This window comes from Ancylobacter sp. VNQ12, assembly GCF_049445835.1.
Lineage (GTDB): Bacteria > Pseudomonadota > Alphaproteobacteria > Rhizobiales > Xanthobacteraceae > Ancylobacter.
Map to the genome: position 1 here is coordinate 241,564 of NZ_JBMSDU010000003.1, position 25,096 is coordinate 266,659.

Genomic DNA, 25,096 nt, shown 5'->3' on the forward strand with positions numbered 1-25,096 from the left:
ATGTCGTCAGGCGTCGAGCGGAAGCCATCGGAAGGGGTGAAGGACGTCACCTTTTACCCGAGGCGGGCCGCCGATGCCACGCCCGCGGCCTTCGTCGTCGGGATAAGGGAGCGCCCCCGGTGGGCGGGCCGCCGGTCGCACCTGCCGGCATCGAAGACGCATGGTATATCGGTCCCGATTTCTACTGCCCGAGGTGCTGGTGCGCCTGCGCACGCTGGTCGGGCCGGGCGGCACGCTGGCCTTCATCGAGCCGAACCTGCTGAACCCGTTCTGCGCGTTCATCTTCGGGACGCCGCCCGGTCGCCGCTGGGCGCGGCTCGATCCGGACGAGATGGCGTTCTCCGCGGGGCATATCCGCCGGCTGCTGGCGGAGGCGGGCTGGCACGACATCTCGGTGTCGACCCGCGATTTCCTCATTCCGGGCCTGCCGGCGTCGTGGTCCGGGCCGATCAAGCGGGTCGAGCCGACGCTGGAGGCGACACGGCTCACCTCCTGGCTTGCGCAATCGAATTTCATCGTGGCGCGGGCCTGAGAGCGGGGCAGGGCGCTCACGCCGACGCAGGATCGTTCAGGGACACAACACGCGGGCTGACATGAAGAAAATCTCGATCATCTCGCCGTGCTTCAACGAGGAGGAGAACGTCCGCGCGTGCCACGAGGCGGTGCGGGCGCTGTTCGAGGGCGGCGAACTCGCCGGCTACGAGCGGGAGCACATCTTCTCCGACAATTGCTCGGAGGATCGCACGCCGGCCATCCTGCGCGAGATCGCCAGCAAGGATCCGTGCGTCAAGGTGATCCTGAATGCGCGCAATTTTGGGCCGTTCCGCTCCAATTTCAACGCGCTGCGCTACGCGACCGGCGACGCGATCCTGGTGTTCCTGCCGGTGGATTTACAGGATCCGCCCGAGCTGATTCCGCAATTCGTCCGCCACTGGGAGAACGGCATCGACGTGGTGGCCGGCGCCCGCGCCAATCGCGAGGAGAGCCTGTCGCTGCGTATCTGCCGGGGCATTTTCTACCGCATCGTCAACGGCCTGTCGGATTTCGAGATCCCGATGAATGTCGGCGAGTTCCAGCTCATCGACCGCAAGGTGTGGGAGGTGGTCGTCGCGCATAACAACCAATATCCCTATATACGCGGCATCATCGCGTCCTGCGGGTTCAACCGGCTGATCGTTCCCTACACGTGGAAGGCGCGCCGCCGCGGCATTTCCAAGAACAACCTGATGCGCCTGATCGATCAGGCGCTGAACGGGATCTTCTCATTCACCAACGCGCCGATGCGGCTGTGCACCTTTGCCGGGTTCGGCCTGGCGATTCTCTGCATCGCCTACGCGCTCGTCGGAATCCTGTCCTATTTCATCCTCCCCGACTATGCCCCGCGCGGCACGATGACGATCATCATTGCGCTGTTCTTCTTCTCCGGCGTCCAGTTGGCCTTCATCGGCATGCTCGGGGAATATGTCACGGCCATCCATGCCCAGGTTCGCCATGGGCCCATGGTGGTGGAGCGCGAGAAGATCAATTTCGGTACCGAGGGTAGCGACAAGCGCCGTGATGCGCCTGTCGCCGCATCGGACAGCAGCCCGGCCTGAGCCTGCGCGGCCGAACCTCATCTGCCCCGGCCGTCGCACGTGTCGATCGAGGAACCGGCTGCCCGGCGGGTCGCGGGGGTCAGCCCGGCGTCGGCGTCGCCACCCCGCCCAGAAACACCCTGATGCACTCGCGCACATAGCTGCGCCGCCGCTCACTGCCGGGCCACGTCGGGGGGCCGTAGCACATGGGCGCAACCGAGCCGACGACCATGTCCATCAGCATGCGGGCGGCATCGCGCGTGTCCGGCACCTTGATCCGGCCGAGCGCGCACTGATGGGCAATCCATTCCTCAAGCAACTTCAGCGTCGCGTCGCGTCCGTATTTTCCGGAGATCGCTTCGAGTTCGGGATGCACCGCCGCTTCCACGAAGAGAAACTGCAGGAAGGCAAAGCGCTGCCGATCGGCCTCGTCGTCGATGTCGTTGAAGAAGATGCGGTCCAGAGCCTGCGTCAATGAGAGGTGATCATAGTCGCCGGGGAGGGCGATCATGCTCTCGCGATGAGTTTCGATGATCGCCGCGATGAGATCGGTCTTGCTGGCGAACAGCCGGTAAAGCGTCCGCTTGGATATCTGGCATCGGGCCGCGACCGCATCGGTCGTCAGCCGCGCATAGCCGAGCTCGCGGAAAATATGCAGCGCCTGCGCCACGATTTCCTTTCGGCGCGTGGCATCGGGAGCCGTCCGGGGACGGCCCCGCGAGCGGCGCGGCGGCGCCCGCATATCGATTGCTTCCTGTGACATGGAGCCTGCCCTCTCCTGGCTACAGCGAACTTCCCGAGCGTCAGAATTGACAGAACGGCACGATGGATAATATGGATACTTATGGGTTTTATAAATAGGAATTTCACAGTGGTGTCACACCGCCCGGCGCGTCCGGCACTCCTCACCACCTCGGCCTTGCTGCTTCTCGCACTGGTGGGATGCGATGGGCGCGATGCTACCTCGCAGCAGGGGCCCGGCGCCCAGGGCCGTCCACAGGTCGGTGTGGTGACGGTGAGTCCGCAATCGGTGGCGATCACCGCCGAGATGCCGGGCCGCACCACCGCGTCCCTCGTTGCCGAGGTGCGCCCCCAGGTCGGCGGCATCATCAAGAGCCGGCTGTTCGAGGAAGGCTCGGAGGTGAAGGCGGGCGACGCGCTCTACCAGATCGACCCGGCGAGCTATCAGGCGGCCTATGACAGCTCCGTCGCCAGCCTGCAGAAGGCCGAGGCCGCAGTGCCGAGCGCACAGTCCAAGGTCGAGCGCTACCAGGGGCTGATCAAGCAGAATGCGGTGAGCAAGCAGGACTATGACGATGCCGTCGCCTCGCTGGCGCAGGCCAAGGCGGAGGTCGCCGGGGCCAAGGCCGACGTCGATACCGCCCGCATCAATCTCGACTACACCCGCATCATCGCGCCGATCGGCGGACGCATCGACAAGTCGACGCTCACCCCCGGCGCGCTGGTGACGGCCAGCCAGGATACGGCGCTGACGACCATCCGCACGCTCGACCCGATCAATGTCGATGTCACCCAGTCGAGCACCAACCTGCTGAACCTGCAGCAGGCGATCCGCGACGGGCGCATCAAGATCTCCGGCGACAATGTGCAGGTGCGGCTGAAGCTCGACAATGGCGAGATGTATCCGCATCCGGGCACGCTGGAGTTCGCCTCCGCCTATGTCGACACGACCACCGGCACCTATGGCGTGCGCGCCCGCTTCCCCAATCCGGATCGGCTGCTGCTGCCGGGCATGTATGTGCGCGCCCTCATCGAGGAGGGCGTGGCGCCTGACAGCTACCTCGTTCCCCAGCGCGGCGTGACGCGCAACACCAAGGGCGAGCCGGTGTCGCTCGTCGTCAATGCCGATAACAAGGTCGAGCAGCGCGTGCTCACGGTGTCGCGCAGCGTCGGCAATAGCTGGCTGGTCGATACCGGAATCAAGGATGGCGACCGGGTCATCGTCGAGGGCAGCCAGTTCGCCCGGCCCGGACAGGACGTCACCCCCGTCGACGTGGTGGTGGACGACACGACGGGCGAGGTGCGCGAGCGCGGCCAGCAGAGCACGGCGCCGGCATCGTCGGTCAACCAGGCGGCCGCTCCCGCCGGCACCTCGACCAGCACGTCGAACTGAGGCACGTCCATGTCCCGCTTCTTTATCGACCGCCCGGTCTTCGCCTGGGTTATCGCCCTTCTCATCATGCTTGGCGGTGTGCTGGCGCTGAACAGCCTGCCCATCGCGCAATACCCGCAGATCGCGCCGCCGACGGTCACCGTCACCGCCTCCTATCCCGGCGCCGACGCCCAGACCGTGGAGAACTCGGTGACCAAGGTCATCGAGCAGGGCCTGACCGGCATCGACAATCTCGACTACATGTCGGCCACCTCGACCTCGACCGGCCAGGCCACGATCACGCTCACCTTCACCAATGCGGCCGATCCCGACATCGCGCAGATGCAGGTGCAGAACAAGCTGCAACTCGTGACCCCGCAGCTGCCGAGCGTGGTGCAGACCAACGGCATCTCCGTCGACAAGGCCTCCGACGGCTTCCTGATGGTGATCGCCTTCGTCTCGACCGACGGCCGCATGTCCTCGACCGACGTGTCCGACTATGTCGATTCGACGCTCAACGACACGCTGCGGCGCATCGAGGGCGTCGGCTCGACCACGCTGTTCGGCTCCTCCTACGCCATGCGCGTCTGGCTCGACCCGGAAAAGCTCTCCAAGTACCAGCTCATGCCGAGCGACGTGGCGAGCGCGATCGAAGCGCAGAACACGCAGGTTTCCGCCGGCCAGCTCGGCGGCCTGCCGGTGCGGCCGGGCCAGCAGCTCAACGCCACGGTGACGGCGCGCTCGCGCCTGCAGACGCCGGAGCAGTTCCGCAACATCATCCTCAAGAGCACGACGGACGGCTCGCTGGTGCGCATCAACGATGTCGCGACGGTGGAGCTCGCCGCGGAGACCTACACCACCTCTTCGCGTTACAACGGCAAGCCGGCGGGCGGCCTCGCCATCAATCTGGCGACCGGCGCCAACGCCATCAGCACGGCGGAGAAGGTCAAGTCCGCCATCGAGCGGATGAAGCCGACCTTCCCCGAGGGGGTCGAGGTCTTCTACCCCTATGACACCACGCCTTTCGTCCTGCTCTCCATCGAGGAGGTGGTGCGCACGCTGCTGGAGGCCATCGCCCTCGTCTTCGTGGTGATGTTCGTCTTCCTGCAGAACATCCGCGCGACGCTCATCCCCTCGCTCGCCGTTCCCGTCGTGCTGCTCGGAACGTTCGGTGTGCTGGCGCTGTTCGGCTACTCCATCAACACGCTGACCATGTTCGCCATGGTGCTCGCCATCGGCCTCCTGGTCGACGACGCCATCGTCGTGGTCGAGAATGTCGAGCGCGTGATGGAGGAGGAGGGGCTCCCGCCGAAGGAGGCGACCCGCAAGTCCATGGGCGAGATTACCGGCGCGCTGATCGGTATCGCCACCGTGCTCTCCGCCGTGTTCATCCCCATGGCGTTCTTCGGCGGTTCGGTTGGCGTGATCTATCGCCAGTTCTCCGTCACCATCGTCTCCGCGATGGCGCTCTCGGTGCTGGTCGCGCTGGTCCTTACCCCCGCGCTATGCGCCACCATCCTCAAGCCTCCGAGGGAGCACGCCAAGAGCCGCGGTTTCTTCGGCTGGTTCAACCGGAATTTCGACCGCACCGCCCATGCCTACCGCACCGGAACCGCCGGGATGCTGGCGCGCTCGGGACGCTTCCTCGTGGTCTTCCTCGCCATCGGTGTCAGCATGGCCTGGATGTTCGTGCGGCTGCCCTCGTCCTTCCTCCCGGAGGAAGACCAGGGCATCCTCATCACCATGGTGCAGCTGCCCGTCGGCGCCACCGCCGACCGCACTGAAAAGGTGCTCGACGCAGTCCGTACCCATTTCCTTGTCGACGAGAAGGACGCGGTGGAGGGGGTCTTCACCGTCAACGGCTTCGGCTTCAGTGGGCAGGGGCAGAATCTCGGCATCGCCTTCGTGCAGTTGAAGCCCTTCGACGACCGCAAGTCCGCCGCCGTCTCCGCCAGTGCGGTTGCGGGCCGGGCGATGGCGGCGCTGCACATGCGCGACGCCATGGTCTTCACCCTCAGCCCGCCCGCGATCCAGGGCATGGGCAATTCAGGCGGCTTCAGCTTCTATCTGCAGGACATTACGGGTGCCGGCCACGAGAAGCTGATGGCGACCCGCAACCAGCTGCTCGGCATGGCGGGGCAGGACAATCGCCTGATCGCCACCCGCCCGAATGGGCTGGAGGACGAGCCGCAATTCGTCGTCGACATCGACCAGGAGAAGGCGAGCGCGCTCGGCGTGTCGCTCGCCGACATCAACGATACGCTCTCCACGGCCTGGGGCAGCGACTATGTGAACGACTTCCTCGACCGCGGGCGGGTGAAGAAGGTCTATCTCCAGTCAGCGGCGGATTTCCGCATGCAGCCGGAGGATCTCGCCACCTGGGAGGTGCGCAATTCCTCCGGAACAATGGTGCCCTTCGCGTCCTTCGCCTCGACCCGCTGGACCTATGGCTCGCCGCGGCTGGAGCGCTTCAACGGCTCCTCGGCGGTGGAGATCCAGGGACAGGCGGCGCCGGGCGTATCTTCCGGCGTGGCAATGGATGCGATCGACGCGATCGTGGCCAAGCTGCCGCCAGGCTTCGCCCATGAATGGACCGGCCTGTCGCATCAGGAACGGCTCTCGTCCAACCAGGCGGCGGCGCTCTACGCCATCTCGGTACTCGTCATCTTCCTCTGCCTTGCCGCGCTCTATGAGAGCTGGCCGATTCCCTTCGCCGTGCTGCTGTCGGTGCCGATCGGCATCTTCGGTGCGCTGCTCGCCGCGCAGCTGTTCGGCCAGAGCAACGACGTCTATTTCAAGGTCGGCCTGCTCACCACCATCGGCCTGGCCGCGAAAAACGCGATCCTCATCGTCGAGTTCGCCATCGAGCGGCAGGCGCACGGGGCGAGCCTCGTCGAGGCGACATTGGACGCGGCGCGCCAGCGGCTGCGCCCGATCCTGATGACCTCCTTCGCCTTCATCCTCGGCGTGACGCCGCTCGCCATCGCCAGCGGTGCCGGCTCAGGGGCGCAGAACGCCATCGGCATCGGCGTCATGGGCGGCATGATCGCGGCCACCGTGCTCGGCGTGTTCTTCGTGCCGCTGCTCTTCGTCGCCGTGCGCCGCATCTTCCCCGGCAAGGCTCCCGAACCGTCGTCCGCCAGCGGGGCGACCCCGGCCGGGGAGGCGGGCGATGCCCATGCCGGCTGATCTCCCTCTCTACCCCGCGATCTTCTCTCTCCCTTCAGGTGAGCCGATGCCGATCCCGACCGCCTCTCGCTCCCTGCGCGCCCCGCACCTGACATGCGCGCTCTTCGCCGCCATGCTGCTCGGCGGCTGCGCGGTCGGGCCCGACTACAGCGCGCCGGCCCTGCAACTGCCCGCCAAATGGGGCGCGGCCGCACCGGCCGTCACGGTGAATGGCGAGGAGGCGGACAACCGCCCGCCGGAACTCGCCCGCTGGTGGGAGCGGCTCGGCGACAGGACGCTGAACCGGCTGGTCGACGAGGCGGTGGCCGGCAATCTCGACGTCGCCACCGCCAAGGCGCGCGTGCGGCAGGCTCGCGCCACCCGGCAGCAGGCGATCGGTGCCCTGGCTCCCTCGGTCACCGGTTCGGGCAGCTACACCCGTGCCGACGATGGCAGCAATGTCTCCAGTAGCGGCGACGTGACGGTGGCAGGTCCGTATGACTCGTTCTCCCTCGGCGCCAATGCGAGCTGGGAACTCGACCTGTTCGGCGAGAACCGCCGCGCCGCTGAGGCTGCGACCTACGGACTCGACGCCTCCGAGGAGACGCTGCGCAACACGCTGCTCACCCTGATCGGCGACGTCGCGACCTATTATGTCGAGGCGCGTGGCTATCAGGCCCGCGCCGCGCTCGCCCGCCGCACCGCCGCCTCCCAGCGCGAGACCGCCGCGCTCACCCGCACCAAGCTGCAGGTCGGCTCGGCCTCCGCCGTCGATGTCGCCAATGCGGAAGGGCAGGCGGCCAGCACCGAGGCCAATATTCCCGAGCTCGAATCGAACTACCAGCAGACGGTGCACCAACTTGCCATCCTGCTCGGACAGCCGCCGAGCGCGCTGAATGACGAGATGAAGCGCAGCGCGCCCATTCCCACGCCGGTCAAGGCGATCCCGCGTGGCGTGCCGGCGAATGTGCTGCTCTCGCGCCCCGATGTGCGGCTCGCCGAGCGCCAATACGCGCAGTACACCGCCAAGATCGGCGAGGCGGAAGCCGCGCGCTATCCCGATGTCAGCCTGGTCGGCGACGTCTCTACCTCGGCCACCAAGGTCGGTGACCTCGGCAAGAGCTCGAGCATCAGCTGGAGCTTCGGGCCGAGCGTGAGCATCCCGATCTTCAATGCCGGCCAGCTGAAGGCCGCGGTGGACTACGCGCAGGCCCAGCGCGACGAATATTTCCTGACCTATCGCGCCGCCGTGCTGACAGCTTTGCAGGACGTGGAGAACGCCAGCGTCTCCCTGCAGCAGGAGCGCATCAAGTACCGCAGCCTCGATGCCTCCGCCGCTTCCTACCGGCAGGCCGCCTCGCTCGCCCGCACGCTCTATCAGAGCGGCTCGTCGAGCTTCCTCGACGTGCTGGACGCCGAACGCTCGGCCTATTCCGCCGACGACTCGCTGCTCACCAGCCGGGTTGCCATCGCCACCGACTATGTCGCGCTCAACAAGGCGCTGGGCGGCGGCTGGACCGGCACGGTGGACGACCGCACGCCCGCGGTGGTGGATACGCAGATGGCGCCGCGCCTCGTCTCGCTCGAGAAGACCGGCCTGAAGCCGCGCGATCCCGACAACCAGGGCATCGGCGAGGCCTTCGCGCACTGATGGCGCGAGGGAAACCAGGGGCGACTGAGCCTCTAAATCACGCTTTGGATTCTCCTGTGAACCAGAGGAGAATGAGGGCTTGGCCGGATAATGCCGTTTGGTACGGGATTGAAAGAGAACATATTGCGAACATCGAACAAAACAAGTACGGTGTGCGCAATCACCGCTGATGTCCCTTTCCCCCTTGCGTGCAACCCGGAGCCCGGCAATGACTCAAGCGACGTTGCGACTCGTCGAAGGATCGTCCATGGACAAGGCCAAGGCGCTGGACGCCGCACTTACTCAGATCGAGCGCCATTTCGGCAAGGGCTCGATCATGCGGCTCGGCAAGAACGAGAAGATCATGGAGATCGACACGGTCTCCACGGGGTCGCTTGGCCTCGACATCGCGCTCGGCATTGGCGGGCTGCCGCGCGGGCGCATAGTCGAGATCTTCGGGCCGGAATCGTCGGGCAAGACCACGCTGGCGCTCCACACGGTGGCGGAAGCGCAGAAGAAGGGCGGCGTCTGCGCCTTCATCGACGCCGAGCATGCGCTCGACCCGATCTATGCCCGCAAGCTGGGCGTCGAGCTGGATAATCTGCTGATCTCCCAGCCCGACGCCGGCGAACAGGCGCTGGAGATCGCCGACACGCTGGTGCGTTCGGGCGCGGTCGACGTGCTCGTGGTGGATTCGGTCGCGGCGCTGACCCCGCGTGCCGAACTCGACGGCGAGATGGGCGACAACCAGCCGGGCATGCAAGCGCGGCTGATGAGCCAGGCGCTGCGCAAGCTCACCGCCTCGATCAACCGGTCGCAGACCATGGTGATCTTCATCAACCAGATCCGCATGAAGATCGGCGTCATGTATGGCAGCCCGGAGACCACGACGGGCGGCAATGCGCTGAAGTTCTATTCCTCGGTGCGCCTCGACATTCGCCGTATCGGCGCGATCAAGGAGCGCGACGAGGTGGTCGGCAACCAGACCCGCGTCAAGGTGGTGAAGAACAAGCTGGCCCCGCCTTTCAAGCAGGTGGAGTTCGACATCATGTATGGCGAAGGCGTCTCGAAGATGGGCGAACTCATCGACCTCGGCGTCAAGGCCGGCGTGGTCGACAAGTCGGGCGCCTGGTTCTCGCATGACAGCCAGCGCCTCGGCCAGGGCCGCGAGAACGCCAAGAGCTTCCTGCGCCAGAATCCGGACCTGGCGGGCCGCATCGAGAGCGCCATCCGCCAGAATGCCGGCCTCATCGCCGAGCAGATCCTCGCCGGTCCCGCCGAGGAAAGCGACGACGACGCCGAGGGCTGATCCCATTTCGGGAAACGGCGCCGGCAACGGGGCTCTTCGGCCTTGAGGTTGAGCGGTGTCGGGCGGCATCGGTGCGGCAGCTCCCGCCTTCACCGACGCTGCCTCCATGGCGCGCCCCAAGTTTTCGACAGGCGCTGCGAGCGGGGTGGGGCCTTTCTGGACAAGCCCTTGGTGCGTCGCTAGAACCGTGCTCTCGCGCCGCGCGGCGCGGGCCGGTGGCTGCCCAGCGCCGGTTGTCTGGTTATTCGGCGGACCTGTTTCGATGAGCGGCGTTAACGAGATACGATCGACCTTCCTCGACTATTTCGCGAAGAACGGTCACCAGGTGGTCGAGTCCTCGCCGCTCGTCCCGCGCAACGATCCGACATTGATGTTCACCAATGCCGGCATGGTGCAGTTCAAGAACGTCTTCACCGGCATCGAGAAGCGCCCCTATTCGCGCGCGGCGACCTCGCAGAAATGCGTCCGCGCCGGCGGCAAGCACAACGATCTCGACAATGTCGGCTACACCGCGCGGCACCACACCTTCTTCGAGATGCTCGGCAATTTCTCCTTCGGCGACTATTTCAAGGAGAACGCCATCGAGTTCGCGTGGAATCTGATCACCCGCGAATTCGAGTTGCCGGTCGAGAAGCTGCTCGTCACCGTCTATTCCGAGGACGACGAGGCGTTCGGCCTGTGGAAGCGCATTGCCGGGTTGCCCGATTCCAAGATCATCCGCATCCCGACCTCGGACAATTTCTGGCAGATGGGCGACACCGGGCCGTGCGGCCCGTGCTCGGAGATCTTCTACGACCACGGCGCGCATATTCCCGGTGGCCCGCCCGGCTCGCCGGACGCCGATGGCGACCGCTTCATCGAGATCTGGAACCTCGTCTTCATGCAGTTCGAGCAGCTGCCGGGCGGCGAGCGCATCGCCCTGCCGCGGCCCTCGATCGACACCGGCATGGGGTTGGAGCGCATCTCCGCCGTGTTGCAGGGCACGCATGACAATTACCAGATCGACCTGATGCGGGCGCTGACCGGCGCGGTCGAGGAACTGACCGACATTCCCGCGGACGGGCCGCAAAAGGCCAGCCACCGCGTCATCGCCGACCATCTGCGGGCGGCGACTTTCCTGGTGGCGGACGGGGTTCTGCCCTCGAATGAGGGGCGCGGCTACGTGTTGCGCCGCATCATGCGCCGCGCCATGCGCCACGCCCAGCTGCTCGGCGCGCGCGACCCGCTGATGCACCGGCTGGTGCCGGTGCTGGTGCGCGAGATGGGCCGCGCCTACCCCGAGATCGTGCGGGCCGAGGCGCTGGTCAGCGAGACGCTGCGGCTGGAAGAGACGCGATTCCGCAAGACGCTGGAGCGCGGCCTCGCCATTCTCGAGAGCGAGAGCGAGGGGCTCGGCAGCGGCGCCAAGTTCTCCGGCGAGACCGCCTTCAAGCTCTACGACACCTATGGTTTCCCGCTCGACCTGACCGAGGACGCGCTGCGCGCGCGCGGCATCTCGGTGGATGTCGACAGCTTCGGCGCGGCGATGGAACGCCAGCGCGCGGAGGCGAGAGCCTCCTGGGCGGGGTCCGGCGAGGCGGCGACCGACGCGGTCTGGTTCGGCGTGCGCGACGATGTCGGCGTCACCGAGTTCCTCGGCTACGAGACCGAGAGCGCCGAGGGCGCGATCACCGCGCTGATCGCCGACGGGCGCCGGGTCGACGAATTGCGGGCCGGCACGCGCGGCCTCGCCGTGCTGAACCAGACGCCGTTCTATGCCGAGTCCGGCGGGCAGGTGGGCGACACCGGCCGGCTGACCGGTGAGGGCGGTCTGGCCGCGCGGATCATCGGCACGCAGAAGAAGCTCGGCGAGATCTTCGCCCATGAGGTCGAGGTCGAGAGCGGCACGCTCGCCGTCGGCGCGCCGGTGGTGCTGAGCGTCGACCGCGAGCGCCGCGGCGCCATCCGCGCCAATCATTCGGCGACGCATCTGCTGCACGAGGCGCTGCGCCGCGTGCTGGGCGATCATGTGGCGCAGAAGGGCTCGCTGGTCGCGCCGGACCGGCTGCGCTTCGACTTCAGCCATCCCAAGCCGCTCGAGGAGAGCGAGCTCAAGGCGGTGGAGGACATCGCCAACCGCATCGTGCTGCGCAACGAGCCGGTGGTGACGCGGCTGATGGCGGTGGACGACGCCATCACCTCGGGCGCGCGGGCGCTGTTCGGCGAGAAATATGGCGAGGAGGTGCGCGTCGTGTCGATGGGCACCGATCCCGGCAATGGCGCGCCCTATTCAGTCGAATTGTGCGGCGGCACCCATGTCGCGCGCACCGGCGACATCGGCATCGTCTCGGTGCTCGGGGAGAGCGCGGTCGCGGCCGGCGTGCGCCGTATCGAGGCGATGACCGCCGATGTGGCGCGTCATCACCTCAACGAGCAGGCGCGCGCGCTGCGCGGAGCGGCCGGCCTGCTCAAGGCGCCGGTGGTCGAGATCGAGGCGCGGGTTGCCCAGCTGGTCGAGGAACGGCGCAAGCTGGAGCGCGAGCTCGGCGAGGCGCGCCGCAAGCTCGCCATGGGCGGCGCGGAAGCCGGCGAGGAGCCGACCCGCACGGTCGGTTCGGTCAAGCTGCTGGCGCGCCAGGTTTCCGGCATCGACCTCAAGGATCTCAAGGCCCTGGCCGATGAGGGCAAGAAGCGGCTGGGCTCCGGCGTGGTGGCCATCGTCGGCGTGACCGATGAAGGGCGCGCGGGCCTCGTCGTCGGTGTGACCGACGACCTGACCGGCACCTATGACGCCGTGGCGCTGGTGCGCCGCGGCGCGGAGGCGCTCGGCGGCAAGGGCGGCGGCGGCCGGCCGGACATGGCGCAGGCCGGCGGCCCTGACGGCGCGCGCGCGGGCGAGGCGCTGGCGGCCATCGAAGCCGCGTTGGCGGGCTGAGCGCAGGCGGCGGCGCGCCGCGGGGGGCGACCGCCATGGCGGGCCGGAACAGTTCAGGTTGGCTCTCTGCCGCGTGGCGCCGCGACCGGCGCCGGCGCTGCTATGAAGTGCTGGAGCGCGATGCCGCGCATGACCGGCTGGCCGAGCAGGTCAATCTCGGCCTCGTCGTGCTGATCATCGTCAATGTCCTCGCCGCCGTGCTGGAGACCGTGCCCAGCCTCTTGCTGCGCGACCAGGTGCTGTTTCGCGCCTTCGAGGCGTTCTCTCTGGTGATCTTTGCGCTCGAATACGGGCTCAGGGTGTGGGCCGCGCCGGAAGATCCCCGCTACCGTGGCCTCTCGGGCATGCGGGCGCGGCTGCGCTACATCGCGACGCCGACGGCGATCATCGATCTCCTCGCCTGGCTTCCCTTCGTGGTGTCGGCCTTCGCCGGCGTCAATCTGCGCACGCTGGCCATCTTGCGGCTGCTGCGTTTCGTCAAGCTGGCGCGCTATTCGCCGGGCATGCAGTCGCTGCTGGAAGTGCTGCGCAGCGAGCGGCAGTCGCTCGTCGCCTGCTTCTGGCTGCTGACGGCGGCGGTGCTGATTTCCGCTTCCGCCATGTACGTCGCCGAAGGCGCGGTCCAGCCCGAGCACATGGGCTCCATCCCGGCCGCCATGTGGTGGGCGATGGCGACGGTGACGACGGTGGGCTATGGCGACGTCTATCCGGTGACGACGCCGGGCCGCATCATCGCCGGCATGACCATGATCACCGGCATCATCATGATCGCGCTGCCGGTCGGCATCATCGCCACCGCCTTCGTCGACGTCATCAAGCGGCGAGACTTCATCATCACCTGGGGCATGGTGGCGCGCGTGCCGCTGTTCGCCGATCTCGATGCGGCGGGCATCGGCGAAATCCACAAGGCGCTTTCCGCGCATATGGCGCACCCCGGGGAAATCATCGTGCGGCGCGGCGAGGCGGCGCGCTCGATGTATTTCATCGCCTCGGGCGAGGTGGCGCTGGAATTCGCCGACCGGACCATCGTGCTCAGCGAGGGGCAGTTCTTCGGCGAGATGGCGCTGCTGCAATCCACCAAGCGCGCGGCGACGGCGCGCGCGCGGGTGCGGTCCATGCTGCTGATGCTCAATGCGGACGATCTGGCCGATGTGATCCGGCGCCATCCGCAGATCGGCGAGCGCATTCTCGCCATGGCGAAGGACGCCGAGGGGCCGCACGCGCTGCGGCGCAGTGCCGATATCGCCGACGATGAATTGTCGGCCAAGGACGACGACGGCTGACGCGCGACGATCTGGCCAGCGCGCTGGCGCGGGTGGTTCCGGAGCGCAGCGGCGCCGCGCCCCGGAGTGTCGATCAGGCGAGCGCCTTCTGCAGGTTCTCGGAGATCTTGTCGAGGAAGCCGGTGGTGGAGAGCCACTTCTGGTCCGCGCCGACGAGCAGGGCGAGGTCCTTGGTCATGTAGCCGCTCTCGACCGTGTCGATGCACACCTTCTCCAGCGTCGCAGCGAAGTTGGCGAGTGCGGCGTTGTCGTCGAGCTTGGCGCGATGGGAAAGGCCACGGGTCCAGGCGAAGATCGAGGCAATGGAGTTGGTGGAGGTCTCCTTGCCCTTCTGGTGCTCGCGATAGTGGCGGGTGACGGTGCCGTGCGCGGCCTCGGCCTCGACGGTGTTGCCATCCGGGGTCATCAGCACGGAGGTCATCAGGCCGAGCGAGCCGAAGCCCTGGGCGACGATGTCGGACTGCACGTCGCCGTCATAGTTCTTGCAGGCCCAGACATAGCCGCCGGACCACTTGAGCGCGGAAGCGACCATGTCGTCGATCAGGCGGTGCTCGTACCAGATCTTCCGCTTCTCGAATTCAGCCTTGAATTCGGTCTCGTAGATGTTCTGGAAGATCTCCTTGAACCGACCATCATACTGCTTGAGGATCGTGTTCTTGGTCGAGAGATAGACCGGGTAGTTCCGCATCAGGCCGTAGTTCAGCGAGGCGCGGGCGAATTCGACGATGGACTCGTCGATATTGTACATCGCCATGGCGACGCCGGAGCCCGGGTAGTCGTAGACGTCGTGCTCGATGGTGGTGCCGTCCTCGCCGACGAACTTGATGCTCAGCTTGCCCTTGCCCGGCACCTTGAAGTCGGTCGCGCGGTACTGGTCGCCGAAGGCGTGGCGGCCGACGATGATCGGCTGGGTCCAGCCCGGCACGAGGCGCGGCACGTTCTTGCAGATGATCGGCTCGCGGAAGATCACGCCGCCGAGGATGTTGCGGATCGTGCCGTTCGGCGAGCGCCACATCTTCTTGAGGCCGAATTCCTTCACGCGGCCTTCGTCGGCGGTGATGGTGGCGCACTTCACGCCGACGCCGACCCGCTTGATCGCCTCGGCCGCGTCGACGGTGACCTGATCCTCGGTCGCGTCGCGGTTCTCGATGCTCAGGTCGTAATACTCAAGGTCGATGTCCAGGTAGGGATGGATCAGCTTGTCCTTGATGTACTGCCAGATGATGCGCGTCATCTCGTCGCCGTCGAGCTCGACGACCGGATTCGCGACCTTGATTTTCGCCATGGGGTTCCACCTTCGCGCGGATTGCAGATCGTAATGGGGCCTCGGCGTCCGTCCGCGCGGCGGGCACCGGCGAAGGCGTGATAGCGCGCCGCAAGGTCAAGCGGAAGCAGTTACGGTGCCAACTTTCGGGCAAGGGTGAATAAGGGCGCCGCGGAGCGGGCTTTGTCGCGTGCGGAGGAGCCGGGCCTGTCGCGGCAGGTTCATCCGGTGCTGCTATCGCCGCGCCGTCTCAACCTTCCCGGAGCCGTCCGTATCGGCGCCGACTGGAGTCGCCCATGTCCTTCCTTTCCATTCCCGCGATCGCCCGCCGCTCGTCGCTTGCCTGCGCGGTGCTGCCGCTCGCGCTCGGCCTTTCCGTCCTCGGTGCGCAGGCGCAGGAACAGCGCCCGGCCGCGCAGACGATCAACCGATTCGACGTGCCGGAGGCCCGGCAGGCTGTCGCGGTCTCGGATCGCTATTTCTATGCCATCGACAACCGCACGCTGGTGAAGCTGGACAAGGCGAACGGCCAGGCGCTGGCCAAGTGGGAAGGGCCGAAAGCCGGTCCGATCCTGCATCTCGACAGCGGCGTGGTCCGCGACGGCAAGCTCTACACGGCCCATTCCAACTATCCCGACTGGCCAATGGTCTCGTCGGTCGAGGTGTGGGACGCCGAGACGCTGAAGCATGTGGAGACGCACAGCTTCGGCATCGAGCGCGGCTCGCTCACCTGGATCGACCGCGACCCGCAGGGTCGCTGGTGGGGCGCGTTCGCCAATTACAACCGGGTATTCGACAAGAGCCCGCTGGCCTATGGCAACAAGTACGCGACGCAGATCGTGCGCTTCAATCCGGATTGGAGCGTTGCCGAAGCCTGGGTCTATCCCGATGCGCTGGTGGCGAAGTTCCAGGACATGAGCAATTCCGGCGGCGCTTTCGGCCCGGATGGCCGGCTCTATATCAGCGGCCATGACAATCCCGAGCTCTATGTCGTCGCCCCGCCGGAGATGGGCTCGGTGATGCAGTGGCAGGAGACCATCCCGCTCGAGATCGGCGGGCAGGGCTTCGCCTTCGATCCGGTGCAGCCGGGCGTGGTGTGGGGCATCATTCGCGGCAAGGCCGGCGGTCCCAGCCAGGTGACGGTCAGCCGCCTGCCGGACGCCAAGTAGCGCGGGGAGACGCCGGCGGGCGCGCGGTGCGTCCGGCGGCGGGGGCGGGAGCCGTCGTCGAGCCGCAAGACGGCGGTTCAGTTTTGCCGGGACTTGCTTTAGGACGACGGCATGTTCGCGCTGATGCCTCGTCCTTCCGCCCGCCGGAGTGCCGCCTGATGTCGGGCGCCGGCACAGATTCGACCCGTCCCTGGCCCGAGGGCGGGCCGGTGGTCATTCTCGTCGAGCCGCAGCTCGGCGAGAATATCGGCTCGGCCGTGCGGGCGATGGGCAATTTCGGCCTGTCGCGCCTGCGCCTGGTCAATCCGCGCGAGGGCTGGCCGAACCCGAAGGCGGTGACCTTCGCCTCCGGCGCCGACCGCATCCTTGAGGATGCCGAGCTGTTCCCGGACCTGCGCTCGGCGATTGCCGACCTCAATTTCGTCGCCGCCGCCACGGCGCGCGAGCGCGGCATGCAGAAAACCGTGCTCGGGGCGGACCAGGTGGCGGCCGAGACGGCCGGGCGCATCGCGCTGGGCGAGAATGTCGGGCTGCTGTTCGGGCGCGAGCGCACGGGGCTCTATACGGAAGAGGTCTCGCTCGCCGACGTGATCCTCACTCTGCCGGTGAACCCGGCCTTCGCCTCGCTCAATCTCGGCATGGCGGTGGCGGTGGTCGGCTATGAGTGGTTCAAGCTCGCCTCGGGCGGAGCGCTGCCGTTCCAGCCGCCGGACCGCTACGCCCTTGCCGACAAGGCGGACCTGCTGGCCTTCTTCGATCATGTCGAGCATGAACTCGACGAGGCGCTGTTCTTCCGCTCGCCGGAGAAGAAGCCGGTCACTACGCGCAACATTCGCAACATCTTCCACCGCATCGGCCTGACGCGGCAGGACGTCGCCACGCTGCACGGCATGGTCACGGCGCTGGTCGAGGGGCGTACCAAGCGCGAGGCGCGCACCGCCGCCCGGCTTGGCGGCAAGGCTGGCGGCAAAGCTGCGGGCAACGGGAAGACGCCGGCCGGGGAGGGGACGGCAGACGACTGAGGCGGCGTGCAACGATCGATTCATCTCGATGCGTCACAATCCTGCCGGGGATGGAGGACATCAGATGCGCATCGAGGCTTCACCCGCTTCCGCGTCGCAGGCGCCCGGTCCGACCGGGCATGGCGTTCCGCGTGGCACCCCCTTTCCAGGTTCAACCGGACCGCTCTCCGTGTCGTCGCTGCCTCCGCTCTCTGCCGCGCTGCGTGCGCCCACCATCCTCGTCTTCGATTCGGGGCTGGGCGGCCTGTCGGTATTCCGCGAGCTGACCCGCGTGCGGCCGGACGCGCATTTCATCTATGCCGCCGACGATGCCGGCTTTCCCTATGGTCCGCGCGACGAGCAGGACCTGATCGGCCGGGTGACGGCGGTGATGGATGCGCTGATCGCGCGCCTCGCGCCGGATGCGGTGGTGATCGCCTGCAATACCGCCTCGACGCTGGTGCTGCCGGTGCTGCGCGCGCGCTACGCCATTCCGTTCGTCGGCACGGTGCCGGCGATCAAGCCGGCCTGCGAGGGCTCGCTGACCAAGCAGGTGAGCGTGCTGGCGACGCCGGGAACGGTGAAGCGCGACTACACGCAGGCGCTGATCCGCGATTTTGCCGGCAATTGCCACGTCACGCTGGTCGGTGCCACCCGGCTCGCGCCGCTATCGGAAGCCGCCATGGCGGGCGCGCCGGTCGCGGATGAGGACTTCGCCGCCGAGATCGCGCCGGCCTTCGTGCGCGAGGGCAGGGACCGCACCGACACGGTGGTATTGGCCTGCACGCATTACCCGCTCGTGCTGGACCGGCTGGAGAAGGTGGCGCCCTGGCCGGTGCGCTGGGTCGATCCGGCCGCCGCCATCGCCCGCCGGCTGAGTTCGCTCATCGGCCCGGTGGCTTTCGCGGCGAGCCCGATGCCGCTGCGCCTGTTCTCCACCGGGCGGCCACTCGACGCGGCGCTGGTGGAGCGCATCGTCGGGCGGCGCTCGCGCCGGGGCGAACTGGTGCCGCTGGACGTCGTCGCGATGTGAGCGCGGGCTACGACGCGCACGCCTTGCGCACGACACGTTCCCCGCCCAGCATGCCGCACCGGCAGAATTGCCGCGGGAGATTCGCTCGTGACGTCCGCTGACGGTAAACGCGCTTTCGAACCTACGCGCCGCGCGCTGCTGCTCGGCGCCGGGGTGATGGCGATCGCCGGTGGGCGCGCGTCGGCCCAGTCGGCCAGCAAGTCGTTCGAGGCGTGGATCGCGGACTTTCGCGGACGGGCGAGGGCCAGGGGCATCTCCGACGCCGTCTATGACCGGGTGACGCGCGGGCTCGAGCCCGACATGTCGGTCTATGCCAAGGACAGCGCGCAGCCCGAATTCCGCGAACAGCTCTGGCAATATCTCAACCGGCGCATTTCCGAGTGGCGGCTGGTGACGGGGCAGGCGGCGGCGAAGCAGAACGCCGCGCTGCTCAAGCGGCTGCATGGCGATTTTGGCGTCGAGCCGGACGTGCTGCTCGGCCTGTGGGGCATGGAGAGCGCATTCGGCGAGCTGGTCGACGACCCCGACCACATGAAGCCGGTCTTCCCCTCGCTCGGTGCGCTGGCCTGGGGCGAGCCGCGGCGGCGCAAATATTGGGAGACCGAGTTCCTCAACGCGCTCGCCGTCGTCCAGCGCGGCTGGGGCGAGCCGGACGGCATGCACGGCTCCTGGGCCGGCGCCATGGGCCACACGCAGTGGATGCCCGAGGTGTGGCTCAATCTCGGCGTCGACTATGATGGCGACGGCCATCCCTCGCCCTATTCGGTGCCGGACGCGCTGGCGGGCTCGTCGCGCTATCTGATCAAGCGTGGAAGCTACCAGCGCGGCGTTCCCTGGGGTTTCGAGGTGCGGATGGACGGCCTGCCCGAGGCCGCCGCCGACGCCAAGACCTGGCGCACGGTCGAGGATTGGGCGAAACGCGGCGTGACGCCGGCCGGCGGCGGGCGCTTCGCGTTTCCCAAGGCGCGCACGCGGCTGTGGGCGCCGGTGGGCCCCGAGGGGCCGTGCTTCCTGCTGACGCAGAATTTTTTTGCCGTGCGCAGCTACAACCCGTCGATGAACTATGCCCTCGCGGTCTGCCATCTCGGCGACCGGGTGCTGGGCGGCGCGCCCTTCGTCACGGCTTTCCCCGGCGGCGAGCGCCCGCTGACGCTGGCGGAGATCCAGGAGGTCCAGCGCCGCCTCACGCGGGCAGGGTTCGACACGGGCGGGGTCGACGGGCGCGTGGGCAATATGACGATGCGCGCGGTGGCCGGTTTCCAGCGCAAGATCGGGCTGGAGCCTGACGGCTATGCCAGCCTCGACGTGCTGGCGTCGCTGCGCAAGGGGCGGTGAGGGCAGGCCCTCAGCCGAACCAGACCCGGCTGATGCGCCGGCCTGGGCCGTGCCTGATGTTGGCGCGGCCCGAGCGCAGGTCGAAGGTGAGGGGATCGCCGGTATTGTAGACGCGCAGTGCCTTGCCGATGAGGCTCTCCGTCGTGCCGGCGCCTCCCGTCTTCGCCTGCTCTGGAGCAGGTGTCAGCGCATCGGGCGGTATGGGATGCTCCGCGAGGCTCGCTTCGATCGAATCGCCGCGCGCGTGCACCCTGACGCCGCACAGCGGCCGGCCCGGCCCCCAATAGTCATCCGCGTTGATCACGCCGCGGGCTTCGGCGATGATCGGAAGGACGACGGTGAACGCGGTTCCAACAGGCGGCTGCGCGACGAAGTCGAAATCCTGCACGCCATCCTCGGGTGGCAGGACGTAACGCCAGGGCTCCAGTGAGGGATCGGTCCAGTTGCTGCTGGGAACGCTGCCGGAGGCGACGATGACGAGCGTCGGCGGGGCCGACTTCTGCAGTTGCACATCGACCTGAGTGACGGCCAGGACACGACGTCTGCTCATGGAATCCCCCAGCCTTCGCGCGGTTGCAAGGATGTGCAACTTTAACGAGTGTTCTGGTGTCGCGCAATCCGATATCGTCCCTCCTGGGCGCGCACCGTCCGCCGCTTGACCTTTCGGCCTTTTCCGACTATCCACCCGCCCACGCACGGGGTCGGCAACGGCCCCGTGCAACGTTTCACGCACCCATGGCTGTCTTCGGCGCGTTCGAAGACGACCTGTCGGCTCCCGAAAAAGGGGCAGAGGAGGGGGCGCGATCCAACCCGCAACTTGCGAGAGGACCAGCGCATGAGCAAGCGCGTTTCGGCCAAGCACAAGCTTGACCGCCGTATGGGCGAGAATATCTGGGGTCGCCCGAAGAGCCCCATCAACAAGCGTGAGTACGGCCCCGGCCAGCACGGCCAGCGCCGCAAGGGCAAGCTTTCCGACTTCGGCGTGCAGCTGCGCGCCAAGCAGAAGCTCAAGGGCTATTACGGCTCGATCGGCGAGAAGCAGTTCTACGCCGTCTATGTCGAAGCCTCGCGCCTCAAGGGCGATACCGGCGCCAACCTGATCGGCCTCCTGGAGCGCCGTCTGGATGCCGTGATCTACCGCGCCAAGTTCGTCCCCACCGTGTTCGCCGCCCGCCAGTTCGTAAGCCACGGCCACATCAAGGTGAACGGCCGTCGCGTCAACATCCCGTCCTACCAGGTGAAGGTCGGTGACGTGATCGAGGTGAAGGAAGCCTCCAAGCAGCTCGCGCTGGTCATGGAAGCGGCCGCCTCGGGCGAGCGCGACGTGCCGGACTATCTCGAAGTCGACGGCAACAAGGTGACGGCCAAGTTCGTCCGCGTGCCTGAGCTCAACGAGGTGCCCTATCCGGTCGTGATGGAGCCGAACCTCGTGGTCGAGTATTACTCGCGCTGATCCGGTCTTCCGACCGAACGAAAGAGCCGCCCGCGAGGGCGGCTTTTTTATTGCTCGGCAATCAGATGAGGGAAGAACTGAAGACGCAGCTTCCAGTCGATGAGGCCGAGGCTGCCGTGCTCCATGGCGCCGCCCATCACGAAGCGCACGCCCTCCGTCGCCGGTGAGTTCCGCGCCAGCAATCCGCACACGATGTCGACGAAAAGCAGCTTGAGCGCGCCGCGCGGCAGATGGTCGGCATGCGCCATGATGCTGACCATGCGCACGGCATTGCCGATGCGGCGCAGCACCACGCTGCCGACCAGCCGCTCGCGTCCCGTCGCCGCGTCGGTGACGAAGACGCCCCAGTCCTGCGTCCAGTAGAGCAGTGATGTCGAGCCGAGCCAGGGGTCGTGGCCGACGCCGGCATCCGCGAAGCCCAGCCGGCGCGCAATCGCCTTGAGGACCGGGCCGCCGGTGCGGAACAGCTTGGAGGTCTCGATATCGTAGAGGTCTTCGCCATGGGCGAAGCGGTCGAAGGTGCGGCAGGCATAGCCGTGCTCGCGCGCCACCTTCAGCTCGCGGGTGATGCCGCGGCGGGTCGCCTTCTTGATGGTGCGGATATAGGCGTCCGGGTCGGCGAAGCGGTCGAGGTCGATGACGCTGGCGCTGCCGCGCCATCGGCTCGGCGGGCGCCCGTCATTCCGCATGAACTTCGAGATGAAGTGTCGCTGATTTTCGACCATCTGCCGGTCGAGCAGGGCTCTCGGAGTGCCGAGCTGGAGTGTGGCGACGGGCAGCTCGCCAATATCGGCTATGCCGGCCCGCCGGAGCCGATCCGCCTTCTTGAGCCGGAACTGCACCGGCTCGATAAAGGCGAAATAGCCGCGCATGAGAAGTCGCTCCAGCGACACGCGGTCTCCTTCGGTTTCTCCCCCTCCCCGTCGGGGAGAGGGACCAACTGCAAGCTCAGGCCGTGGCGCGGCCCATCATCGGCACGCCTTTCTCTTCCAGCAGGGCCTGCAGCTCGCCCGCCTGGTACATCTCGCGCACGATGTCACAGCCGCCGACGAACTCGCCCTTCACGAAGACCTGCGGGATGGTCGGCCAGTTGGTGTATTCCTTGATGCCCTGACGCATCTCGTCGGAATCGAGGACGTTGACACCCTTATAGTCCACGCCGAGCAGCCCGAAGATCTGGGCGACCTGGCCGGAGAAGCCGCACATCGGGAATTGCGGCGTGCCCTTCATGAAGACGACGACGTCGTTGCTCTTCACCTGGCTGTCGATGAAATCGTGGATGCTCATGGCATTGCCCTTTGCCCTTGCGGGCCTTGCGAGTGGTGGTGGCGCGCCCTGGGGCCGCTTTCAGTCGGGTACATTGGTCTGAAGTGCCAATGCATGCAATATGCCGCCCATCGGCGCGCCGATGGCGGCATAGACCATCTGGTGCTGCTGAACGCGCGACTTGCCGCGGAAGCTCTCGCTCACAACGGTGGCGTGCCAGTGATTGTTGTCACCGGCCAGATCGCGCATCGTGACCGTGGCGTCCGGCAGCCCTTCCCTGATCAGGCGTTCGATCTCGGTGGCTTCCATGGCCATGCGTCGTGCTCCCTCACATCAGGCCCGCGCCCATATAGATGGGCAGCCAGGCTTCGTTACGCTCCCGCAGCGCGTCCACTACAAGTGGGCGCTCGCCCGGAATGTTCAACTTGTCGCCGCCGGTGACGCCGACCTTGGCGAGGCTGACGCCGGCGAGCTCGGCCTCGCGGATCACCTGCGCCTTGTCGCCCGAGGCGACGGTGATGACGTAGCGCGCCTGATCCTCGCCGAACCAGTAGGCATAGGGGTTGACGTCTTCCGGGGCCACAAGGCTGGCGCCGATGCCGGACGCCATCGCCATCTCGGTGAGCGCGACCAGCAGGCCGCCGTCGGAGATATCGTGCACCGCGGTGACGAGCCCGGCCGCGATCAGCGAGCGGATGAAGTCGCCGTTCCTGCGTTCGAGTTCCAGGTCGACCGGGGGCGGGGCGCCTTCCTCGCGGTCGAGGATCTCGTAGAGGAAGGCGGACTGGCCGAGCCAGCCGGCGGTCTCGCCGACCACGAAGACGATCTCGCCGCTGGCCTTGAACGGGACGGTCGCCGTCTTCGCGATGTCGTCGACCACGCCGACGCCGCCGATGGTCGGGGTCGGCAGGATGCCGCGCCCGTTGGTCTCGTTGTAGAGGCTGACATTGCCGGAGACGACGGGGAAGTCGAGCGCCAGCGCGGCCGCGCCGATGCCGCGCAGGCAGCCGACCAACTGGCCCATGATCTCCGGCTTCTCGGGATTGCCGAAGTTCAGATTGTCAGTGATCGCCAGCGGGCGCCCGCCGACGGCGGTGATATTGCGCCAGGCTTCCGCCACCGCCTGCTTGCCGCCCTCGAACGGGTCGGCCTCGCAATAGCGCGGAGTGACGTCGCAGCTCATGGCGAGGCCCTTGGGGCCGTCGCCGACGCGCACCACGGCGGCGTCGCCGCCCGGGCGCTGCACGGTGTTGTTGAGGATCAGGTGGTCGTACTGCTCCCAGATCCAGCGCTTGGAGGCGAAGTCCGGCGAACCGATCAGCCGTTCCAGCGCGCCGGGAATGGTCGCGGTGATCTCCAGCGAGGCCGGGTCGATGCGCTGCTGCTTGGGCGTCTCAACCCAGGGACGATCGTAGAGCGGGGCCTCGTCGCCCAGTTCCTTGATCGGCAGGTCAGCCTTGATCTCGCCCTTGTGCTTGACGACGAAGCGGAGCGTGTCGGTGGTGTAGCCGACGATGGCGAAGTCCAGGCCCCATTTGAGGAAGATCGCCTCGGCCTGCTCTTCCTTGCCCGGCGCGATGACCATGAGCATGCGCTCCTGGCTCTCGGAGAGCATCATCTCATAGGCGCTCATGCCCTCCTCGCGGCAGGGCAGCTTGTCGAGGTCGAGCTCGATGCCGAGGTCGCCCTTGGCGCCCATCTCGACCGCCGAGCAGGTCAGGCCCGCCGCGCCCATGTCCTGGATCGCGACGACGCAGCCTGCTTCCATGATCTCGAGGCAGGCTTCCAGCAGCAGCTTCTCGGCGAAGGGGTCGCCGACCTGCACGGTCGGGCGCTTCTCCTCCGCGCCCTCGCCGAATTCGGCCGAGGCCATGGTGGCGCCGTGGATGCCGTCGCGGCCGGTCTTGGAGCCGAGATAGACCACCGGCAGGCCGACGCCGGTCGCCTTGGCGTAGAAGATCTTGTCCGCATCGGCGAGGCCGACCGCCATGGCGTTGACGAGGTTGTTGCCGTCATAGCGGGTGTGGAAGCCGACCAAGCCTCCCACCGTGGGCACGCCGAAGGAATTGCCGTAGCCGCCGATGCCGGCGACGACGCCGGCCAGGAGATGACGGGTGCGCGGGTGCTTGGGGTCGCCGAAGCGCAGCGCGTTCAGCGCCGCGATGGGGCGCGCGCCCATGGTGAACACGTCGCGCAGAATGCCGCCGACCCCGGTGCCCGCGCCCTGATAGGGCTCGATATAGGAGGGGTGATTGTGGCTCTCCATCTTGAAGACGGCGGCCTGCCCGTCGCCGATGTCGATGACGCCGGCATTCTCGCCGGGCCCCTGGATCACCCATGGCGCCTTGGTCGGCAGCCCGCGCAGATGCAGGCGCGAGGACTTGTACGAGCAGTGCTCGTTCCACATGGCCGAGAAGATGCCCAGCTCGGTGAAGCTCGGCTCGCGGCCGATGAGCTTCAGGATGCGCTCATACTCGTCCAGCTTGAGGCCGTGTTCGGCGACGAGTTGCGGAGTGATCTTCGGTTCGGAGGAGGTCATGCGGGGGCCATTGCGTTACGCGGGCGCGGCGGGTGAGCCAGGCGA

General features: G+C 67.2%; 20 protein-coding genes. 13 read left to right on the forward strand and 7 right to left on the reverse strand.

Going from position 1 to position 25,096, the window contains the following annotated elements:
- Window positions 1-160 precede the first annotated feature (160 nt).
- Window positions 161-532: a hypothetical protein gene (locus ACO2RV_RS07660; protein WP_423291480.1), complete on the forward strand. Its 372-nt coding sequence runs from the start codon at window positions 161-163 to the stop codon at window positions 530-532.
- Between the two features lie 61 nt (window positions 533-593).
- Window positions 594-1,595, forward strand: coding sequence for a glycosyltransferase family 2 protein (locus tag ACO2RV_RS07665; protein WP_423291482.1), 1,002 nt, complete (start codon window positions 594-596; stop codon window positions 1,593-1,595).
- Between the two features lie 79 nt (window positions 1,596-1,674).
- On the opposite strand, the gene ACO2RV_RS07670 is transcribed toward ACO2RV_RS07665, so the two are convergent.
- Window positions 1,675-2,244: a TetR/AcrR family transcriptional regulator gene (locus ACO2RV_RS07670; RefSeq protein WP_423291484.1), complete on the reverse strand. Its 570-nt coding sequence runs from the start codon at window positions 2,242-2,244 to the stop codon at window positions 1,675-1,677.
- Between the two features lie 201 nt (window positions 2,245-2,445).
- On the opposite strand from ACO2RV_RS07670, the gene ACO2RV_RS07675 reads away from it, so the two are divergent.
- The 6 genes from ACO2RV_RS07675 to ACO2RV_RS07700 all read left to right on the forward strand — a co-directional run bounded on the left by ACO2RV_RS07675 (window position 2,446) and on the right by ACO2RV_RS07700 (window position 13,991).
- A complete protein-coding gene (locus ACO2RV_RS07675; RefSeq protein WP_423291486.1) occupies window positions 2,446-3,708 on the forward strand; it encodes an efflux RND transporter periplasmic adaptor subunit in 1,263 nt (420 codons plus the stop codon).
- 9 nt (window positions 3,709-3,717) lie between these two features.
- Complete coding sequence (locus tag ACO2RV_RS07680; RefSeq protein WP_423291488.1) at window positions 3,718-6,876, forward strand: efflux RND transporter permease subunit; 3,159 nt, start codon at window positions 3,718-3,720, stop codon at window positions 6,874-6,876.
- Window positions 6,860-8,506 carry an efflux transporter outer membrane subunit gene (locus ACO2RV_RS07685; protein ID WP_423291490.1) on the forward strand — a complete coding sequence of 549 codons (1,647 nt, stop codon included), beginning with the start codon at window positions 6,860-6,862 and terminating at the stop codon, window positions 8,504-8,506. The genes ACO2RV_RS07680 and ACO2RV_RS07685 overlap by 17 nt, the downstream gene beginning before the upstream one ends.
- A 208-nt stretch (window positions 8,507-8,714) precedes the next feature.
- Window positions 8,715-9,794, forward strand: coding sequence for a recombinase RecA (recA, locus tag ACO2RV_RS07690; protein WP_423291492.1), 1,080 nt, complete (start codon window positions 8,715-8,717; stop codon window positions 9,792-9,794).
- Window positions 9,795-10,056: 262 nt separating this feature from the next.
- Window positions 10,057-12,708, forward strand: a complete 2,652-nt coding sequence (gene alaS, locus ACO2RV_RS07695; RefSeq protein WP_423291494.1) for an alanine--tRNA ligase — start codon at window positions 10,057-10,059, stop codon at window positions 12,706-12,708.
- Window positions 12,709-12,743: 35 nt separating this feature from the next.
- Complete coding sequence (locus ACO2RV_RS07700; protein ID WP_423291496.1) at window positions 12,744-13,991, forward strand: cyclic nucleotide-gated ion channel; 1,248 nt, start codon at window positions 12,744-12,746, stop codon at window positions 13,989-13,991.
- A gap of 73 nt (window positions 13,992-14,064) precedes the next feature.
- Here ACO2RV_RS07700 and ACO2RV_RS07705 read toward each other — a convergent pair whose 3' ends face one another.
- Window positions 14,065-15,276, reverse strand: a complete 1,212-nt coding sequence (locus ACO2RV_RS07705) for an NADP-dependent isocitrate dehydrogenase (RefSeq protein ID WP_423291498.1) — start codon at window positions 15,274-15,276, stop codon at window positions 14,065-14,067.
- Between the two features lie 275 nt (window positions 15,277-15,551).
- On the opposite strand from ACO2RV_RS07705, the gene ACO2RV_RS07710 reads away from it, so the two are divergent.
- The 4 genes from ACO2RV_RS07710 (at window position 15,552) to ACO2RV_RS07725 (ending at window position 19,793) form a co-directional block, all read left to right on the forward strand.
- On the forward strand, window positions 15,552-16,424 hold the full coding sequence (locus ACO2RV_RS07710; protein WP_423291500.1) for a cycloisomerase: 873 nt from the start codon (window positions 15,552-15,554) through the stop codon (window positions 16,422-16,424).
- Between the two features lie 158 nt (window positions 16,425-16,582).
- On the forward strand, window positions 16,583-17,446 hold the full coding sequence (locus ACO2RV_RS07715) for an RNA methyltransferase (protein ID WP_423291502.1): 864 nt from the start codon (window positions 16,583-16,585) through the stop codon (window positions 17,444-17,446).
- A gap of 169 nt (window positions 17,447-17,615) precedes the next feature.
- The gene (gene murI, locus ACO2RV_RS07720; protein ID WP_423291504.1) at window positions 17,616-18,458 is read left to right on the forward strand and encodes a glutamate racemase; all 843 of its coding nucleotides are present in this window, start codon (window positions 17,616-17,618) and stop codon (window positions 18,456-18,458) included.
- 156 nt (window positions 18,459-18,614) lie between these two features.
- Complete coding sequence (locus ACO2RV_RS07725) at window positions 18,615-19,793, forward strand: lytic murein transglycosylase (protein ID WP_423291567.1); 1,179 nt, start codon at window positions 18,615-18,617, stop codon at window positions 19,791-19,793.
- Window positions 19,794-19,803: 10 nt separating this feature from the next.
- On the opposite strand, the gene ACO2RV_RS07730 is transcribed toward ACO2RV_RS07725, so the two are convergent.
- Window positions 19,804-20,343, reverse strand: coding sequence for a hypothetical protein (locus tag ACO2RV_RS07730; RefSeq protein ID WP_423291506.1), 540 nt, complete (start codon window positions 20,341-20,343; stop codon window positions 19,804-19,806).
- A 285-nt stretch (window positions 20,344-20,628) separates the two neighbouring features.
- Between ACO2RV_RS07730 and rpsD the strand changes: the two genes are divergently transcribed.
- Window positions 20,629-21,246, forward strand: a complete 618-nt coding sequence (gene rpsD, locus ACO2RV_RS07735) for a 30S ribosomal protein S4 (protein WP_423291508.1) — start codon at window positions 20,629-20,631, stop codon at window positions 21,244-21,246.
- 47 nt (window positions 21,247-21,293) lie between these two features.
- Here the strand turns inward: rpsD and ACO2RV_RS07740 are convergent, their stop codons facing one another.
- From ACO2RV_RS07740 to purL, 4 genes are read right to left on the reverse strand one after another with little or no spacing between them, the layout of a single operon-like run.
- Window positions 21,294-22,139, reverse strand: coding sequence for a hypothetical protein (locus ACO2RV_RS07740; protein ID WP_423291510.1), 846 nt, complete (start codon window positions 22,137-22,139; stop codon window positions 21,294-21,296).
- A 55-nt stretch (window positions 22,140-22,194) separates the two neighbouring features.
- Window positions 22,195-22,533: a Grx4 family monothiol glutaredoxin gene (gene grxD, locus ACO2RV_RS07745; RefSeq protein ID WP_423291512.1), complete on the reverse strand. Its 339-nt coding sequence runs from the start codon at window positions 22,531-22,533 to the stop codon at window positions 22,195-22,197.
- A 60-nt stretch (window positions 22,534-22,593) separates the two neighbouring features.
- Window positions 22,594-22,827, reverse strand: a complete 234-nt coding sequence (locus tag ACO2RV_RS07750; RefSeq protein ID WP_423291514.1) for a BolA family protein — start codon at window positions 22,825-22,827, stop codon at window positions 22,594-22,596.
- 13 nt (window positions 22,828-22,840) lie between these two features.
- Complete coding sequence (purL, locus tag ACO2RV_RS07755) at window positions 22,841-25,051, reverse strand: phosphoribosylformylglycinamidine synthase subunit PurL (RefSeq protein WP_423291516.1); 2,211 nt, start codon at window positions 25,049-25,051, stop codon at window positions 22,841-22,843.
- Window positions 25,052-25,096: the final 45 nt, after the last annotated feature.

What these genes read in the sequence shown, in the direction of transcription:
- alaS (WP_423291494.1), top strand. Translation starts at nt 10,057, where the DNA reads ATGAGCGGCGTTAACGAGATACGATCGACCTTCCTCGACTATTTCGCG.
- ACO2RV_RS07660 (WP_423291480.1), top strand. Translation starts at nt 161, where the DNA reads ATGGTATATCGGTCCCGATTTCTACTGCCCGAGGTGCTGGTGCGCCTG.
- ACO2RV_RS07700 (WP_423291496.1), top strand. Translation starts at nt 12,744, where the DNA reads ATGGCGGGCCGGAACAGTTCAGGTTGGCTCTCTGCCGCGTGGCGCCGC.
- grxD (WP_423291512.1), bottom strand. Translation starts at nt 22,533, where the DNA reads ATGAGCATCCACGATTTCATCGACAGCCAGGTGAAGAGCAACGACGTC.
- ACO2RV_RS07680 (WP_423291488.1), top strand. Translation starts at nt 3,718, where the DNA reads ATGTCCCGCTTCTTTATCGACCGCCCGGTCTTCGCCTGGGTTATCGCC.
- purL (WP_423291516.1), bottom strand. Translation starts at nt 25,051, where the DNA reads ATGACCTCCTCCGAACCGAAGATCACTCCGCAACTCGTCGCCGAACAC.
- ACO2RV_RS07730 (WP_423291506.1), bottom strand. Translation starts at nt 20,343, where the DNA reads ATGAGCAGACGTCGTGTCCTGGCCGTCACTCAGGTCGATGTGCAACTG.
- recA (WP_423291492.1), top strand. Translation starts at nt 8,715, where the DNA reads ATGACTCAAGCGACGTTGCGACTCGTCGAAGGATCGTCCATGGACAAG.
- ACO2RV_RS07665 (WP_423291482.1), top strand. Translation starts at nt 594, where the DNA reads ATGAAGAAAATCTCGATCATCTCGCCGTGCTTCAACGAGGAGGAGAAC.
- ACO2RV_RS07705 (WP_423291498.1), bottom strand. Translation starts at nt 15,276, where the DNA reads ATGGCGAAAATCAAGGTCGCGAATCCGGTCGTCGAGCTCGACGGCGAC.
- ACO2RV_RS07725 (WP_423291567.1), top strand. Translation starts at nt 18,615, where the DNA reads ATGGCGATCGCCGGTGGGCGCGCGTCGGCCCAGTCGGCCAGCAAGTCG.
- rpsD (WP_423291508.1), top strand. Translation starts at nt 20,629, where the DNA reads ATGAGCAAGCGCGTTTCGGCCAAGCACAAGCTTGACCGCCGTATGGGC.
- ACO2RV_RS07715 (WP_423291502.1), top strand. Translation starts at nt 16,583, where the DNA reads ATGTCGGGCGCCGGCACAGATTCGACCCGTCCCTGGCCCGAGGGCGGG.
- ACO2RV_RS07710 (WP_423291500.1), top strand. Translation starts at nt 15,552, where the DNA reads ATGTCCTTCCTTTCCATTCCCGCGATCGCCCGCCGCTCGTCGCTTGCC.
- ACO2RV_RS07685 (WP_423291490.1), top strand. Translation starts at nt 6,860, where the DNA reads ATGCCCATGCCGGCTGATCTCCCTCTCTACCCCGCGATCTTCTCTCTC.
- ACO2RV_RS07750 (WP_423291514.1), bottom strand. Translation starts at nt 22,827, where the DNA reads ATGGCCATGGAAGCCACCGAGATCGAACGCCTGATCAGGGAAGGGCTG.